Annotated in this window: 18 protein-coding genes; 8 read left to right on the top strand and 10 right to left on the bottom strand. The window is 55.8% G+C overall.

The window, feature by feature from the left end; translation table 11 throughout:
* Positions 1–14 precede the first annotated feature (14 nt).
* From dnaG to ACN0VD_RS12485, 3 genes are all read right to left on the bottom strand, one after another.
* Positions 15–1889 carry a DNA primase gene (dnaG, locus tag ACN0VD_RS12495; protein WP_417594730.1) on the bottom strand — a complete coding sequence of 625 codons (1875 nt, stop codon included), beginning with the start codon at positions 1887–1889 and terminating at the stop codon, positions 15–17.
* Entirely contained in the window at positions 1886–2242 is a 357-nt protein-coding gene (locus ACN0VD_RS12490; RefSeq protein ID WP_417594821.1) for a GIY-YIG nuclease family protein, read from the bottom strand. Before ACN0VD_RS12490 ends, dnaG begins: the two co-directional genes overlap by 4 nt.
* Positions 2243–2364: 122 nt before the next feature.
* Entirely contained in the window at positions 2365–2817 is a 453-nt protein-coding gene (locus ACN0VD_RS12485) for a GatB/YqeY domain-containing protein (RefSeq protein WP_417594728.1), read from the bottom strand.
* 133 nt (positions 2818–2950) lie between these two features.
* Between ACN0VD_RS12485 and carA the strand changes: the two genes are divergently transcribed.
* The 3 genes from carA (at position 2951) to ACN0VD_RS12470 (ending at position 5110) form a co-directional block, all read left to right on the top strand.
* The gene (carA, locus tag ACN0VD_RS12480; RefSeq protein ID WP_417594726.1) at positions 2951–4144 is read left to right on the top strand and encodes a glutamine-hydrolyzing carbamoyl-phosphate synthase small subunit; all 1194 of its coding nucleotides are present in this window, start codon (positions 2951–2953) and stop codon (positions 4142–4144) included.
* Entirely contained in the window at positions 4141–4617 is a 477-nt protein-coding gene (locus ACN0VD_RS12475) for a hypothetical protein (protein WP_417594724.1), read from the top strand. Before carA ends, ACN0VD_RS12475 begins: the two co-directional genes overlap by 4 nt.
* Positions 4618–4732: 115 nt before the next feature.
* Positions 4733–5110 carry a ribonuclease E inhibitor RraB gene (locus tag ACN0VD_RS12470; RefSeq protein WP_417594722.1) on the top strand — a complete coding sequence of 126 codons (378 nt, stop codon included), beginning with the start codon at positions 4733–4735 and terminating at the stop codon, positions 5108–5110.
* A gap of 72 nt (positions 5111–5182) precedes the next feature.
* On the opposite strand, the gene ACN0VD_RS12465 is transcribed toward ACN0VD_RS12470, so the two are convergent.
* Together ACN0VD_RS12465 and ACN0VD_RS12460 are read right to left on the bottom strand one after the other, a co-directional pair.
* A complete protein-coding gene (locus tag ACN0VD_RS12465) occupies positions 5183–5596 on the bottom strand; it encodes a PIN domain-containing protein (protein WP_417594720.1) in 414 nt (137 codons plus the stop codon).
* Positions 5593–5862, bottom strand: a complete 270-nt coding sequence (locus ACN0VD_RS12460; protein ID WP_417594718.1) for a FitA-like ribbon-helix-helix domain-containing protein — start codon at positions 5860–5862, stop codon at positions 5593–5595. The genes ACN0VD_RS12465 and ACN0VD_RS12460 overlap by 4 nt, the downstream gene beginning before the upstream one ends.
* Positions 5863–5920: 58 nt before the next feature.
* Between ACN0VD_RS12460 and ACN0VD_RS12455 the strand changes: the two genes are divergently transcribed.
* From ACN0VD_RS12455 to ACN0VD_RS12440, 4 genes are all read left to right on the top strand, one after another.
* The gene (locus ACN0VD_RS12455) at positions 5921–6241 is read left to right on the top strand and encodes a ribonuclease E inhibitor RraB (protein ID WP_417594716.1); all 321 of its coding nucleotides are present in this window, start codon (positions 5921–5923) and stop codon (positions 6239–6241) included.
* Positions 6241–9576: a carbamoyl-phosphate synthase large subunit gene (carB, locus tag ACN0VD_RS12450; RefSeq protein WP_417594714.1), complete on the top strand. Its 3336-nt coding sequence runs from the start codon at positions 6241–6243 to the stop codon at positions 9574–9576. The genes ACN0VD_RS12455 and carB overlap by 1 nt, the downstream gene beginning before the upstream one ends.
* Before the next feature lie 113 nt (positions 9577–9689).
* Positions 9690–10163, top strand: a complete 474-nt coding sequence (gene greA, locus ACN0VD_RS12445) for a transcription elongation factor GreA (protein ID WP_417594712.1) — start codon at positions 9690–9692, stop codon at positions 10161–10163.
* A gap of 26 nt (positions 10164–10189) precedes the next feature.
* The gene (locus tag ACN0VD_RS12440; RefSeq protein WP_417594710.1) at positions 10190–10810 is read left to right on the top strand and encodes a rhomboid family intramembrane serine protease; all 621 of its coding nucleotides are present in this window, start codon (positions 10190–10192) and stop codon (positions 10808–10810) included.
* Between the two features lie 14 nt (positions 10811–10824).
* Here ACN0VD_RS12440 and ACN0VD_RS12435 read toward each other — a convergent pair whose 3' ends face one another.
* From ACN0VD_RS12435 to ACN0VD_RS12415, 5 genes are read right to left on the bottom strand one after another with little or no spacing between them, the layout of a single operon-like run.
* The gene (locus tag ACN0VD_RS12435) at positions 10825–11073 is read right to left on the bottom strand and encodes a DUF4170 domain-containing protein (protein ID WP_417594708.1); all 249 of its coding nucleotides are present in this window, start codon (positions 11071–11073) and stop codon (positions 10825–10827) included.
* Positions 11070–11609: a DUF883 family protein gene (locus ACN0VD_RS12430; protein WP_417594706.1), complete on the bottom strand. Its 540-nt coding sequence runs from the start codon at positions 11607–11609 to the stop codon at positions 11070–11072. The genes ACN0VD_RS12435 and ACN0VD_RS12430 overlap by 4 nt, the downstream gene beginning before the upstream one ends.
* Positions 11610–11612: 3 nt before the next feature.
* Complete coding sequence (locus tag ACN0VD_RS12425) at positions 11613–11930, bottom strand: hypothetical protein (protein ID WP_417594704.1); 318 nt, start codon at positions 11928–11930, stop codon at positions 11613–11615.
* 6 nt (positions 11931–11936) lie between these two features.
* Complete coding sequence (locus ACN0VD_RS12420) at positions 11937–12347, bottom strand: phage holin family protein (protein ID WP_417594702.1); 411 nt, start codon at positions 12345–12347, stop codon at positions 11937–11939.
* A 35-nt stretch (positions 12348–12382) separates the two neighbouring features.
* On the bottom strand, positions 12383–12979 hold the full coding sequence (locus ACN0VD_RS12415) for a hypothetical protein (protein ID WP_417594700.1): 597 nt from the start codon (positions 12977–12979) through the stop codon (positions 12383–12385).
* 145 nt (positions 12980–13124) lie between these two features.
* On the opposite strand from ACN0VD_RS12415, the gene eno reads away from it, so the two are divergent.
* A complete protein-coding gene (gene eno / locus ACN0VD_RS12410; RefSeq protein WP_417594698.1) occupies positions 13125–14399 on the top strand; it encodes a phosphopyruvate hydratase in 1275 nt (424 codons plus the stop codon).
* Positions 14400–14456: the final 57 nt, after the last annotated feature.

The following is a 14456-nucleotide window of genomic DNA, read 5'->3' as shown; positions in this document are numbered from 1 at the left end:
CCCCTAATTTAAAACTACAATGCGTCGTCGATCTGGGTCAGTTCGACCAACCGTTCGTGAAATAACTGCTTCGCTTTGCGAAGACGCTGCTGCTCGGCATAACTTTCTTCCGTAAGATCATCCTGCACCCGCCGCGTCGCCTCTGCCAGGGCCGCTTCCAGTCCGGGGCGCGCGGTCACCACTTTAATCGCTTCTGTCAAATCCCGATGCGCCCGTTCGACCAATTGCGAAGGGGCATCTTCTGGCAGTTTGCGGTTGAAAGTGAAATTCAGCGCGTCGGCCCGTAACAGCCCTTTTGCGACATTATAACAATCTGTCTTTTCCAATATGGTAAGAAGGCCCTGCATATCAAGCGTTTCTTTGCGCATTGCGACATTGATTAGTTCGCCGAGCAACATCTGCAATTGTGAGTCGGCCAGTTTGATCGCGCTGAGCTCTTCAAAATGGCTGGAAATCCGGCAAGGATGACGAAGCAAGCCCCCCAATATTCCCTTTGCGATCTGGAGGTCATAGCCTTCTACTAAAAAGGTCTTGGTCTCCTCCAGCGGCTTGTAGGAGACAAATCTCGAAGGGAATTTGCTCCCCTTATTCTTATTTGGCGTAAATCTTCGTTCGGATCGGCCGTCCTTCTGCGCGAAAAAGGCGGCCTGGTACCGTTCCTGAAATTCCTGACGATAATGTTGGGCAATATCCTGATCGGCGATATCGCGGACATGATCGGAGAGCCGTTTCTTCAGCCCTGCCTTGGTTTCAGGCGTATTGAGCGGTTCCGCTTCATATTCCACCTGCCAGATCTTGTCGTCGAGCGTCTGCGGCCTGGCTACCAGCGCGGCAAAGGCATGAGCACCTTCGGAGCGGATCAGGTCGTCGGGGTCTTGTCCGGCGGGCAGGGAAATGAAGTTGAGGCTGTGCGAAGGCCGCAAAATCGGAAGGGCGCGCAAGGCCGCTCGCATCGCTGCTTTCTGACCAGCACTGTCGCCATCGAAGCAGAGGATCGGGGCCTCGACCATTTTCCAGATTCGTTCGATCTGATGCTCGGTCAGCGCTGTGCCCAGTGGAGCGACAACATCCGCAAAACCGGCCTGCGCCAAAGCAATGGCGTCCATATAGCCTTCGACCACCAATATCCGCCCGGTCTGGCGCGAAGCGGGCGAGGCCTTGTCGAGATTGTAGAGCGTCCGCCCCTTGTCGAAAAGCGGCGTGTCGGGGCTGTTGAGATATTTCGGCTCGCCATCGCCCAATATCCGGCCGCCGAAAGCGATCACCCGGCCGCGCGGATCGCGGATCGGAATCATCAGCCGGCCACGGAACCGGTCATAGGGTTCCCGGTCATCGACCTTGATCAGCAGGCCCGCCTCGATCAACCGATCCACACCATGGACGGAAAGGGCCTCCTTTAACCGACCACGGGAATCGGGGGCAAAGCCGAAGCCGAACTCCCGTATCGTGGTTTCCGATATACCGCGATTCTTCAGATATTCTCTAGCAGCAGCGCCTTCAATACCGTTGAACTGGGTCACAAACCAGTCCTGCGCTGCCGCCATGACGTCATGCAGCGTGGCGCGGACCTCCTGCCGCTGTGCGGCGCGGGGATCGGGGGCAGGGACTTCCATCTGCGCTTCGGCGGCGAGATCCTTGACCGCGTCCATGAAGCCAAGACCGCGCTGTTCGGTCATCCAGCTGATCGCATCGCCATGGGCGCCGCAGCCGAAGCAGTGGTAGAAGCCCTTTTCGTCGTTGATCGTGAAGCTGGGCGATTTCTCGTTATGGAACGGGCAGCAGGCCTTATATTCCCGGCCGGCTTTCTGCACCTTGACCGTCCGCCCGATCAGCGTCGACAAAGTGATGCGCGAGCGCAGTTCTTCCAGCCATTGCGGGGTTAGGGTCATTCTGCAGTCTCGGTGTCTCGACTATGCTCGACACGAACGGGGCTATGGGCGGCACTCTCTCCGTTCGTCTCGAGCGAAGTCGAGAGACGTTCTGTCGGAGGCTTTGAAAAATAAGACAATTTCTTCCAGTCACCTGCAATTAGAGCGCGCTTTTTGGCCTGGGACCATTTCTTGACCGTGAGTTCGGCCGACAAAGCCTCTTCCCGAGTCGGGAAGGTCTCGGACCAAACCAATTCTACAGGTCGTCGCTGGCTCGTGAACTTACAATATCCACCGCTGCTATGTTCAGCTATCCGGCGCTCCAAATCATCCGTGTGACCGGTGTAGAACTTACCGTCTGCGCATAACAGCATGTAGGTCCAAAAGGCCAATTACGCGCCTCCCGGGTGTCTCGACTTCGCTCGACACGAACGGACTGCAGTTGCTCGATACAAGAGGACTGGAGTTGCTCGACACAAACGGGTTGTCCTCCGTTTCACGAAAGCGCCGCCTTCACCAGCGCGCTGGCCTTGCTCATGTCGATTTCGGTGCCGTGGCGCTTTTTCAGTTCGCCCATCACGCGGCCCATATCCTTCATGCTGTCGGCGCCCAGTTCACTCTTGATACCGGCGATCAATGCCGCGGTTTCTTCCTCACTCAATTGCGCTGGGAGAAATTCCTCGATCACCGCCAGTTCCACTTTCTCGGCAGCGGCGAGTTCGGTGCGGCCGCCGCTTTCGAACATCTCGATCGATTCGCGGCGTTGCTTTGCCATTTTCTGCAGGACATCGGTGACCATTGCGTCATCATCTGCTGCGCCACCCTTGGTTCGCAGTTCGATGTCCTTGTCCTTGATCTTCGCCAATATGCTGCGTGTGGCGGCGGTGCGGTCCTTGTCACCAGCCTTCATGGCGGCAATTTGCGCGGCTTTCACGGTATCGCGAATCATGGCGGTCCTCATATTTTTGGAATAAGCGACCACTATAGCGGGAAGATAATATTTTTCATAGATTGTGGCGGCAGAAATCTGCCTCTAGGCCCCATGAAATTTTGCGCCTAAGACCGACCTGAAGGAACAGCCCATGACCCATGCCCATAATCCCGCCGCTCCCGAGGGTGCAACAGGGATATTGGTATTGGCCGATGGCAAGGTGGTCTGGGGCAAAGGCTTCGGCGCGACCGGCTCTGCGGTCGGCGAAGTCTGCTTCAACACCGCGATGACCGGCTATCAGGAAGTGATGACCGACCCGAGCTATGCCGGGCAGATCGTCACCTTCACCTTTCCCCATATCGGCAATGTCGGCACCAACGAAGATGATGCCGAGGCGGACAATCCGCATGCTCTGGGCTGCATTGTCCGAGAGGATATTACCGCACCATCCAATTTCCGCGACCAGAAGCCGTTTGACCAGTGGATGGCGGAAAACGGCCGGATCGGAATTTCCGGTGTCGATACAAGGGCTTTGACCCGGCGGATCCGCGAAGCGGGAGCACCCAATGCGGTTATTGCCCATCACCCTGAGGGCCAGTTCGATATCGATGATCTGCTCGCCAAGGCGCGGGCCTGGGCGGGGCTGGAAGGCATGGATCTGGCCAAGGAAGTGACCGGGCACCAGACCCATCTTTGGGACAAGGGTGGCCTGTGGCGGCTGGGTCATGGCTATGCGCCATTGGAAGAATTGGAAGCATCTTCGTCGCGGCCGCATGTGGTGGCGATTGATTATGGCGCGAAGCGCAATATCTTCAGAAATCTTGTGAAGGCTGGCGTAAAAGTCACTGTAGTTCCTGCTGAAACTTCCTACGAAGATATCATGGCGTTGCAGCCTGCAGGCGTGTTTCTGTCCAATGGCCCCGGCGATCCGGCGGCGACGGGCGTCTATGCGGTTCCGGTGATCCAGAAGCTGCTGGAAGCGGATATACCCTTGTTCGGCATCTGCCTCGGCCACCAGATGCTCGCCCTCGCGGCGGGCGCAAGGACCGTCAAGATGCACCAGGGTCATCGCGGCGCCAATCATCCGGTGCAGCGGATCGGCGGCACCTGGGACGCGACCGAAGGGCTGGTCGAGATCACCAGCATGAACCACGGCTTTGCGGTCGATGGTGAAACACTGCCCGACACCGTCCGCGAAACCCACAAGAGCCTGTTCGACGGCAGCAATTGCGGCATCGAAATCATCGGCAAACGCGCCTTTGGCGTCCAATATCACCCCGAAGCCAGCCCCGGCCCGCAGGACAGTTTCTATCTGTTTGAGAAATTTGTCGGGGGATTGGGGTGAAGAAGATTTCTCCGCTGATATTTATTCTGTCCTTCTTTGCTTTGGGTCCTGGCGTTAGCGCAACCCCGACCGATTACGCTAAAAGGGGCGACCATCCTCTGGTCTGTGTTTTGGACTGGGAGCAACGTCTGTTCAATGCTAGAAATGAAAAATCAGACCCTCAAAAATTCTTAGCTGAAACTGTAGTATTCGGGAAAAGCGATACTGGCGATTTAGGTCTACTATATGAATTTATGGAGACAAATGGATGGGTGAAGATCGTCGACTTTGAGGCACCAGACCTAATTATGTTTGGTCCGCCGTACGATGAAAGAAAAAATACTTTCACCGATTTTGAACGAAATCAGGATTCCAAGTATGGGTTGCTAGTTCCGTGTCAGGCGTCTTGGCTTGCCAATATCCCAATTTATAAAGTTTTTCGTCGTGAACGGGGTAAAGTCGGCGATATTGCGTACGAGGTAAAGGCGCCATGAGGTGGTTGGCGTTTTCTATATGCGTCCTGCAACTGCTCCCGATGCAGTTCCATAGGCGCTCACTTTCTGGCTGGAAGTTGATCATGCCCAGAAAATACGTGAAGGAATTGAATCAATGAGCGGACCAATTGATCCCGCCCATCTTGCCGAAGAATGGGCGATTGATGACGAAATCCTGCAAAATATGGCAGCAGGCGGCGATTTGTCGCATGTTGTGCGCGAAATTAACGTGCAATTTGTCGGCGCCGTTGCCGATCTCAACAAGCTGAAGAATGACGCGGCGAAATGGGGCTTTCGTTCGGCGCTGGTGTCCAACGAGGATGACGAGTGGGTGATCGAGCTGCAGATCGACCTCGACACCAGGCGCGAAACGATCCGCGAGCTGACCCGCAAATGCCTCGAGATCGAAAGCGAATATGATATCGACCATGACGGTTGGGGCTGCTTTGCCTGCAACGAAAATGGAGAGATTTCTGATGAGAATCCGGCGTGATGCCAAAAAGAGCATACATAAAATCTGCTCTTTCTAATGGCGCTGGCCAAATGTCGGTTGTGTTGGCGACCGTTATGCGGCCCACGGATCAATCACCGCAATATCGGCAAAGGCAAAATCCTTCGCGTTCCGGGTCGCTATTGCGGTTGCGTTCGCAACGGCTTGAGCGGCAATCATCGTATCCATCACGCCGGTATCGAGTCCTTGGACGCGGATTTCATTCGCCAATTCTCCAAAGGCAGAAGCGCATTTCCGATCATAATCCAGAATACGATCAGAAAACTCCGCTTCCAGTCGCTCGTACCAGCCGAGCATCAGCTGCTTCCTTCGGCCCTCATCCATTTTGCAGACGCCATAGAGCATTTCCGACAGCACGATTGAGGACAGCAGCAATTCAGATTCCTGATCGACAAACCATTTTTTCACCCGCTGATTGCCTTGCGCGTGCGATATCTCGCGCCACACGTTGGTATCTACAATTATCACGGGAATTCGGGGTCCGGAATGCCTCTGTCTCTGGACGGAATATCAAGAGGGTCACAGTCCGGCGCAATGCGGATGAGATATTCGGCCCGGTTCTCTCCAACTTTTTTGTCGGGAAGGTCATCGGACGAACCGGTCTTCTTGGGACCATAAGTTCGTTCAATCAGCGCGCGCAGCTCCGCCTCGATCGAGCGGCCCTGTTTGGCAGCAACCTCTCTGAGCGACTGCTTGGTCGCATCATCAATTTTTCGAACCGTTACGCTTCCCATGATCTTTCACCAATTGATTGCAATGCAGTCAATGTAATCAATGATTGCAGGTTCCGCAATGGCTGATCTGAACGCAAGTATGCGTGTGCTGGAATTGCTGGAAGAACAGCATGATATTGCTGCGCTCAAACGACCCATGCGAGTCTTTCTTTATGGCAGCCAGCAGGAACTGGATGAGATCGGACCTGCATTGGAGAAGGCAGGGTGGGCTAGTATAGAGCCGTTTTACTCGCTGGATAAATGGACCGTCATTTGCGAACGCCAGCAAGCCACGACAGAGGAAGCCGTTGTTGAGATGGTTTCCGAAATGGAAAATATTATCGAACATACCGCCATCGATTTTGATGGATGGGAAACCCAAATTGAGAATAAACACTAATGCCCAAAAGAACTGACATAAAATCCATCCTCATCATTGGCGCTGGCCCGATCATTATCGGCCAGGCCTGCGAGTTTGATTACTCCGGCACGCAGGCGTGCAAGGCGCTGAAGGAAGAGGGCTACCGGATCATTCTGGTCAACTCGAATCCTGCGACGATCATGACCGATCCGGAAATGGCCGACGCGACCTATGTCGAGCCGATCACGCCGGAAATTGTCGAGAAGATCATTGAGAAGGAGCGTCCTGACGCAATCCTTCCCACCATGGGCGGGCAAACGGCGCTGAACACGGCGCTCTCACTCAACAAGATGGGCGTGCTCGACAAATATGGCGTCGAGATGATCGGTGCCGATGCCGAGGCGATCGACAAGGCCGAGGACCGCGAGAAATTCAAGGTAGCGATGGACAAGATCGGCCTCGAAAGCCCGCGCAGCGCGGTGGCGCATAGCGAGGCGCAGGCGATGGAAATCCTGGAGGAAATCGGGCTGCCGGCGATCATGCGGCCTAGCTTCACCATGGGCGGCACCGGCGGCGGCGTCGCTTATAACCGCGAAGAATTCATCCATTATGTGCGGACGTCGCTGGACGCGTCGCCGACCAATGAAGTGCTGATCGACGAATCGCTGATCGGCTGGAAAGAATATGAGATGGAGGTCGTCCGCGACAAGGCGGACAATTGCATCATCATCTGCTCGATCGAGAATGTCGATCCGATGGGCGTGCACACCGGCGACAGTATCACCGTTGCCCCGGCGCTGACCCTGACCGACAAGGAATATCAGATCATGCGCAACGCCAGCATCGCGGTGCTGCGCGAAATTGGCGTGGAAACAGGTGGTTCGAACGTACAGTTCGCAGTCAATCCGAAGACCGGGCGGCTCGTGGTCATCGAGATGAACCCGCGGGTATCGCGCTCTTCCGCCCTGGCGTCCAAGGCAACCGGCTTTCCGATTGCCAGCGTCGCCGCCAAGCTGGCGGTTGGCTATACGCTCGACGAGATCGACAATGACATTACCGGCGCGACCCCGGCGTCATTCGAACCGACGATCGATTATGTCGTCACCAAGATCCCGCGCTTTGCCTTTGAAAAATTCAAGGGCGCAGAGCCGCTTCTTTCCACCGCGATGAAGTCGGTCGGTGAAGTCATGGCGATTGGCCGCAATATCCACGAATCGATGCAGAAAGCTTTGCGCGGCCTGGAAACCGGTCTCGACGGGTTCAACCGGGTGCAGGAGCTGATCGATGCGCCGCGCGAAGATATTGCCGCGGCTCTGGCGCGCGCCACACCGGATCGCATTCTTGTCGCTGCCCAGGCAATGCGCGAAGGCTTTACCGATCAGGAAATCCACGCGATTGCCGGATTTGATCCCTGGTTCCTCGCCCGTATCCGGGAAATTATTGACGCCGAGCAGGACATACTCGACAATGGCCTGCCCAATGGCCCGGAGACTTTGCGCAAGCTGAAATCCATGGGCTTTTCCGATCAGCGGCTGGCCAAGCTGGCGATTGATTCGGTCCATGTGGCCGGGGGGGCAGGGCGTGCAGTCGCCGGTAGTCACGGGCTGGTGCATGACGCGCTTGCCGCCATGGCGGGGGCAACAACCGAAGCCGATGTGCGCGCCTTGCGTCACAAGCTTGGCGTGCGGCCGGTCTATAAGCGCATCGACACATGCGCGGCCGAATTTGAGGCCAAGACGCCCTATATGTATTCGACCTATGAAGCGCCGATTTTTGGCGCGCCGGAATGCGAGGCGCAGCCATCGGACCGCAAGAAGATCGTCATATTGGGCGGCGGACCGAATCGCATCGGGCAGGGGATTGAATTCGATTATTGCTGTTGCCACGCCTGTTTCGCCCTGTCGGACGCCGGGTTTGAGACGATCATGATCAACTGCAACCCGGAAACCGTGTCGACCGATTATGACACGTCCGACCGGCTCTATTTTGAACCGTTGACCGCCGAAGACGTGCTGGAAATCCTCCACGTTGAACAGCAGTCGGGCGAACTGGTCGGCGTGGTTGTCCAATTTGGCGGGCAGACGCCGCTGAAACTGGCACAGGCGCTGGAAGACGCAGGGATTCCGATCCTCGGCACCTCGCCGGATGCGATTGATCTGGCGGAAGACCGCGAACGCTTTGCCGAACTGGTCAACAAGCTGAAACTGAAACAGCCCGAAAACGGTATGGCGCGCACCCGCGACGAAGCGGTGAAAATCGCCGAGCGTATCGGCTATCCGGTCCTGCTGCGGCCCAGCTTCGTGCTTGGTGGCCGGGCGATGGAAATTGTCGACGGACCGGCGCAGCTGGAAAATTATATCAATACGGCCGTGCAGGTCTCGGGCGACAGTCCGGTGCTGGTCGATCAATATCTGCGCGATGCGATTGAAGTCGATGTCGATGCGATTTGCGACGGCGACGAAGTGGTTGTCTGCGGTCTGCTTCAGCATATCGAGGAGGCCGGCGTGCATTCCGGCGACAGTGCCTGTTCGATCCCGCCTTATAATCTGAGTGACGAGATCATTGCCGAAATGGAACGGCAGACAGAGGCGCTGGCTTTTGGTCTGAAAGTATGCGGACTGATGAACATCCAGTTCGCGGTCAAGAACGGGCAAATCTATCTGATCGAGGTCAATCCGCGCGCCAGCCGGACAGTGCCCTTTGTTGCCAAGGCGATTGGCGTGCCGATTGCCAAGATCGCCTCGCGGGTGATGGCGGGCGAGAAGCTCAAGGATTTGCCGGAGATCAACCGGCATATCAATTATACGGCTGTCAAAGAGGCGGTCTTCCCGTTCAATCGGTTCCCCGGCGTCGACCCGATCCTGTCGCCGGAAATGAAATCCACCGGCGAAGTCATGGGAATCGATCAGGGTTTCCCGATTGCGTTCGCCAAGTCACAGCTCGGTGCCAGCAATATATTGCCGGATAGCGGAACAATCTTCATCTCGGTCAAGGAAACCGACAAGAAGGTGATCGAACCGGCAGCGCGTCTGGCCGAGAAGCTGGGTTTTCGTCTGATTGCCACCTCGGGAACCGCGGATTATCTCGCCGGGAAAAACATCCAGGTCGAGAAGGTCAACAAGGTCATCGAGGGAAGGCCGCATATCGTCGACCGGATCAAGGATGGTGAGGTCAACCTGATCTTCAACACCACCGAAGGCTGGCAGTCGCTCAAGGACTCGAAATCGATCCGGGCGGCGGCGCTGGTTGGGAAGATTCCGATCTTTACAACCGCCACCGCGAGCAACGCTGCGATGCAGGCAATTGAGGCGATGCGCGATCAGACTCTTGAAGTTCGTGCGCTTCAGTCCTATTATAAGGCTTCGCAGACTTAATTTTCAGACATTTCGTCACACTGCGGGCGCTTCTCCAAAGAGGGGCGCCGGAAGACTGTTTTAAACGCTGCACGGCAGAAATCGGCAGCGTATCAGTAAGGAAAGGCCAATCAATGGCTGTTGAAAAAGTACCAATGCTCGCCGAAGGCCATGCCAGAATGGAGGCCGAACTCAAGGCATTGAAAGCGGAGCGTCCGATCATCGTCGACGCGATCGAAACCGCACGCGCACATGGTGACCTTTCGGAAAATGCCGAATATCATGCGGCGAAGGAACGGCAGGGCCAGGTCGAGGCGACGATCAGCGATCTTGAGGACAAGCTGTCTCGCGCACAGATTATCGACCCGAAAACCCTGTCCGGCGACAAGGCGGTATTCGGGGCGACTTTGACCTTGCTCGACGAAGATGACAAGCCGGTGAAATATCAGCTGGTCGGTCAGGCGGAGGCGGATGCCAAGGCTGGCAAGATCAGCTATAACTCCCCGATTGGCCGGGCCCTGATCGGGCGCAGCGTCGGCGACGAGATCGAAGTGACCGTGCCGGCGGGCGACAAATATTTCCTGCTCGACAAGATTGAGTTCATCTAGACACGATGACCATGCCGGCTGGAAAATTGACCAACGGACTGATCATCGCCAATGTCGTGATCTTTCTGGTGATCTGGATTTTCGGCTGGCAGCAGGACGCGGTACTGCGCGGCGGGATGTTCCCGATCAGGCTGAGCGGCGTCGACATCGATGCCGCGCAATATGGTTGGCTCGTGCCCGCTTGGCTGACGCCGCTATCCTCTGCCTTTCTGCACAGCGGCCTTCTGCACATAAGTTTCAACATGCTGATGCTGCTATTCTGCGGTCGCTATGTCGAACAGGTACTCGGTCCGCAGTTGATGGCCATTCTCTATGTCGTCGGCGCTTATGCGGCGGCTTTTGCGCAATATGTCGTGGAAAGTGATTCCGCCATCCCGATGATCGGTGCGAGCGGTGCTATTTCGGCGATATTGGGAGCCTATGCGTTGTTATTCGCGCGCAACAGGGTCGATCCGGTCGGCCCGATTCCGGGCCATGTCGTCCGCATCGTCTGGCTGACGCTCGCATGGGTCGGCATTCAGTTGATGATCGGACTGGCGACGAGCGGGAACCTGCAAGGAATTGCGATTTTTGCGCATATCGGCGGGTTTGTTGCCGGGCTGGTGCTGACCAGGCCGCTGCTTGAATGGCGTTTTCGCAGCGCCTAATCTTCCTTCGGCGTCTAGTCTTCCTTCGGGGCGTCCCAGGGGAAATCCGGTTCGAGCAGCTTGTGCAAATGCACCACGACATATTTCATTTCGGCGTCGTCGACGGTCTGCTGGGCCTTTGAGCGCCAGACCTCTTCTGCCTCTTCATAGTTGGGATAGACACCGACAAGATCGATCTTGTCGAGATTTTCAAATTCCAGCCCGCGTGGATCCTTGACCCGTCCGCCCATTACCAAATGCATTCTGCTGCGTTCTTCGCTCATTTTTTGCCCTGATTATCATCTTTTACCGCATCCTGTGCTGCGGCCATGGCGGTCTTAGCAGCCTCTATGGCTTTGCCAAACAGATCTTTGAACTGCGCGCGCATATTGTCATTGTTCAGACCCATTTCCGAGATCTGGTCGCGGCTTGCTTCCTTGGCAGCCTGGTAGGCGGTTTTTGCGGTTTCGTTGATCTTGCGTCCGGCGGCACCGACATATTTGCCCTCGGCCTGACTCTTGGGCAGCAATGCGCCAATGAGAATACCCAGAGCGGCACCACCGGCGACAATGGCCAGCGGGCTATTGGAAATGGTTTCTTCGGATTTTTCGACGGCTTTTTTCGCGACATCCCTCGTCGCGGCGACGCTCGCTTCTGCTTTTTCACGGCCTTCGCCCAGCAGGGCAGCGGCGCGCGCCTTGCTTTCGGACATTTTCTCGCGCGCGACGGTCGTGCCTTCGCTGGCAATTTCCTTTGCCGTTTCAAACCGTTCCCGGGATGCTGCACGGGCTTTGTCGATATTGTCGGTCAATTTGCTCATTTTCTATTCCTCGATTTGATCCGGCTCGTTTCTCTTCTGTCTGGCCATCATTCTGGCGATTGGTCTGCGCATGGCGATCAGCGTCGCGGTGGCGGCAACGGTGGCGGTGATTCCCGGGTGGGCCCTGACTCCATTGATCGCGCTTTCTCCTGCCTTGCGGACCCGCTGCGCCGCTTTGCCTTTTGCTTCGGCAATCAGGTTGGACGGTTTCAGCCGCTCTCTGGTTGCCGCCGTATCCTGTTTCAAATTTTCCCGTGCCTGATCCCGGTCGATCGACAGGGCACGCAGGCTGAATATATCGTCATTATTATTTGGCATCATCCTTACTCACGAATCATTTTCATCCAGCGGCAGTTTCTTTGCCTGTTTTATCGCCATGCTCATCATGATGCTAGCAATCAGCAAGGCGGTGCCGACCACGATAGCGGTAGCGGCCAAGGGACCCAAATGCTCAGACAGCACCAGCAATATCCCCAGAATGAGGGCAATGATCGCGGTCGTGCCGATCACGACCGCGCCCCCGAACAACGTTACTACGCGCTTGGTCGCCGCCATATTGACCGACAGTTTGGTCCGATAATATTCGACTTCGGCATGGGCCAAAATCCGAACATCCTCGATCAGGCCGGTCAGTTGTGAGGCGAGAGACCGGGCCTCTGATTCGTCTGCGACGGTGGCTTCGGTCTCTTCGGAAAATTGCTCGTCATCCAAAATCGGAATATCCTTGTTCTGCAACATCCGTCACCCGCTGATATGGTGACATCATGCTACACTCATGCGTCGCTATCATCCATCCCTGATTTGACCAGACGGGATACCAGAAAACCGACGACGGCTGCAGCGCCAATGGCGACGGCTGGACTTTTCCGTACAAATCCGCGTGCGTCTTCGACCATTTCGTCAATTTCCTTGCCGTTCAGTTTTTCGGCGAAGGAGGAAACGGCATCGGCGGCGGAACGGGCATAATTGCCGTATTTTTCGCCGACATTATTGTCGATGGTTTTGGCGCTGTCCTCGATGATCTTGCTGAGATTCTCGATTGCGTTACCGGTCCGCTCCTTGCCCTGAGTCGCAGCCGATTTGGCTTTGCTCACGGCGCGTTCCTTGAAATCACCGGTTGTTTCTTTGGTAGTCGATGCCGCCTTGGTGGCTCCGGCTTTCAGGGGAGCAGCCTTTTGCGCTTTTGGGGTGCGCTTTTCCGATGTGTCTTTTTTGGCAGCAGCTTTTCTGGTTGTGGTCTTCTTTGCGGCGGGCTTTTTGGCCGTCGTTTTTGTCGTCGGCTTTGTGGCCGGTTTCGTGGATTCTACCATGATCAATATTCCTTCCTGAATTGTCCCTTGCCAACGCTCCGCAAACAGAAAGCGTTCCATTTGCGGTTCCCTTACTATCGAAATGGTATCATTTGCTTATGAATCAAGGGGCAAGCCTACGATAAATGGGGCGTAATGGATTGCAAGAAGATGCCCATCACGATAAGGTCGACGCTATAGTTTTTCTTCATTCGGAGCCATATTCATGACCGCAATAATCGACCTTCATGCCCGCCAGATTCTGGACAGTCGTGGCAACCCCACGGTGGAGGTTGATATCCTGCTCGAGGATGGCAGCTTCGGTCGTGCTGCGGTTCCGTCCGGTGCGTCTACCGGTGCCTATGAAGCGGTCGAATTGCGCGACGGCGACAAGAGTAAATATTTGGGCAAAGGTGTCCTCAAGGCGATTGACGCGGTCAACGGCGAGATAAAGGACGCGCTGACCGATTTCGATGCCGAGGATCAGGAAGAACTCGATGCCGCGATGATCGCCCTTGATGGCACGCCGAACAAGGCAAGACTGGGTGCCAACGCGATATTGGGCGTCAGCCTAGCCGCGGCAAAAGCTGCCGCCGATGCGCGCGGTCTGCCGCTCTACCGCTATGTCGGCGGTGTTTCGGCCCATGTCCTGCCGGTACCGATGATGAACATCATCAACGGCGGCGAGCATGCCGACAACCCGATCGATTTTCAGGAATTCATGGTCATGCCTGTGGGTGCGGACAGCCTTGCAGAAGCGGTCCGCTGGGGTTCGGAAATATTTCACACATTGAAAAAAGGCCTGTCGGAAAAAGGGCTGGCAACAGCTGTGGGCGACGAAGGCGGTTTTGCGCCAAATCTTGGGTCAACCCGCGAAGCGCTCGATTTCATCATGGCGTCGGTCGAAAAGGCCGGGTTCAAGATCGGTGACGAAGTGGTACTTGCTCTTGATTGCGCCGCCACCGAATTTTTCCGGGATGGCAAATATCATATCTCGGGCGAAGGCAAAGTGCTCAGCCCATCTGAAATGTCTGATTATCTGGCAGATCTTTGCAAGGACTATCCGATCAAATCGATCGAAGACGGCATGTCGGAAGATGATTTTGAAGGCTGGAAACTGATCACCGATGCGGTTGGTGATACGGTGCAACTGGTCGGCGACGATTTGTTCGTGACCAATCCAGAGCGTCTGTCGATGGGCATCAACGACGGACTGGCCAATTCACTGCTGGTCAAGGTCAACCAGATCGGAACCTTGTCGGAAACACTGGCGGCCGTTCGGATGGCACAAAATGCGTCTTATACCGCGGTCATGTCGCACCGATCCGGAGAGACCGAAGATTCGACGATTGCCGATCTCGCGGTTGCGACAAATTGCGGTCAGATCAAGACGGGAAGTCTGGCACGGTCGGATCGGCTCGCCAAATATAACCAGTTGATCCGGATCGAGGAAGAATTGGGAAATGTTGCGCGCTACGCAGGGCGTTCCATTTTCAGTTGATCGCTGTTTCCTCGTTCACAGGAGGCAGCTTGGCGTCCTTTGATCGAAATAAAGATT

Origin of the sequence: Parasphingorhabdus sp. (genome assembly GCF_048267785.1) — a bacterium.
Lineage (GTDB): Bacteria > Pseudomonadota > Alphaproteobacteria > Sphingomonadales > Sphingomonadaceae > Parasphingorhabdus.
The sequence above is the reverse complement of the archived record's forward strand: the minus strand, read 5'-3'. Positions and strand labels throughout refer to the sequence as shown.

Coding starts and splice junctions, on each gene's coding strand:
- dnaG (WP_417594730.1), bottom strand. CDS start 1,889: ATGACCCTAACCCCGCAATGGCTGGAAGAACTGCGCTCGCGCATCACT.
- ACN0VD_RS12490 (WP_417594821.1), bottom strand. CDS start 2,242: ATGCTGTTATGCGCAGACGGTAAGTTCTACACCGGTCACACGGATGAT.
- ACN0VD_RS12485 (WP_417594728.1), bottom strand. CDS start 2,817: ATGATTCGCGATACCGTGAAAGCCGCGCAAATTGCCGCCATGAAGGCT.
- carA (WP_417594726.1), top strand. CDS start 2,951: ATGACCCATGCCCATAATCCCGCCGCTCCCGAGGGTGCAACAGGGATA.
- ACN0VD_RS12470 (WP_417594722.1), top strand. CDS start 4,733: ATGAGCGGACCAATTGATCCCGCCCATCTTGCCGAAGAATGGGCGATT.
- ACN0VD_RS12460 (WP_417594718.1), bottom strand. CDS start 5,862: ATGGGAAGCGTAACGGTTCGAAAAATTGATGATGCGACCAAGCAGTCG.
- ACN0VD_RS12455 (WP_417594716.1), top strand. CDS start 5,921: ATGGCTGATCTGAACGCAAGTATGCGTGTGCTGGAATTGCTGGAAGAA.
- carB (WP_417594714.1), top strand. CDS start 6,241: ATGCCCAAAAGAACTGACATAAAATCCATCCTCATCATTGGCGCTGGC.
- greA (WP_417594712.1), top strand. CDS start 9,690: ATGGCTGTTGAAAAAGTACCAATGCTCGCCGAAGGCCATGCCAGAATG.
- ACN0VD_RS12435 (WP_417594708.1), bottom strand. CDS start 11,073: ATGAGCGAAGAACGCAGCAGAATGCATTTGGTAATGGGCGGACGGGTC.
- ACN0VD_RS12430 (WP_417594706.1), bottom strand. CDS start 11,609: ATGAGCAAATTGACCGACAATATCGACAAAGCCCGTGCAGCATCCCGG.
- ACN0VD_RS12425 (WP_417594704.1), bottom strand. CDS start 11,930: ATGATGCCAAATAATAATGACGATATATTCAGCCTGCGTGCCCTGTCG.
- ACN0VD_RS12420 (WP_417594702.1), bottom strand. CDS start 12,347: ATGTTGCAGAACAAGGATATTCCGATTTTGGATGACGAGCAATTTTCC.
- ACN0VD_RS12415 (WP_417594700.1), bottom strand. CDS start 12,979: ATGGAACGCTTTCTGTTTGCGGAGCGTTGGCAAGGGACAATTCAGGAA.
- eno (WP_417594698.1), top strand. CDS start 13,125: ATGACCGCAATAATCGACCTTCATGCCCGCCAGATTCTGGACAGTCGT.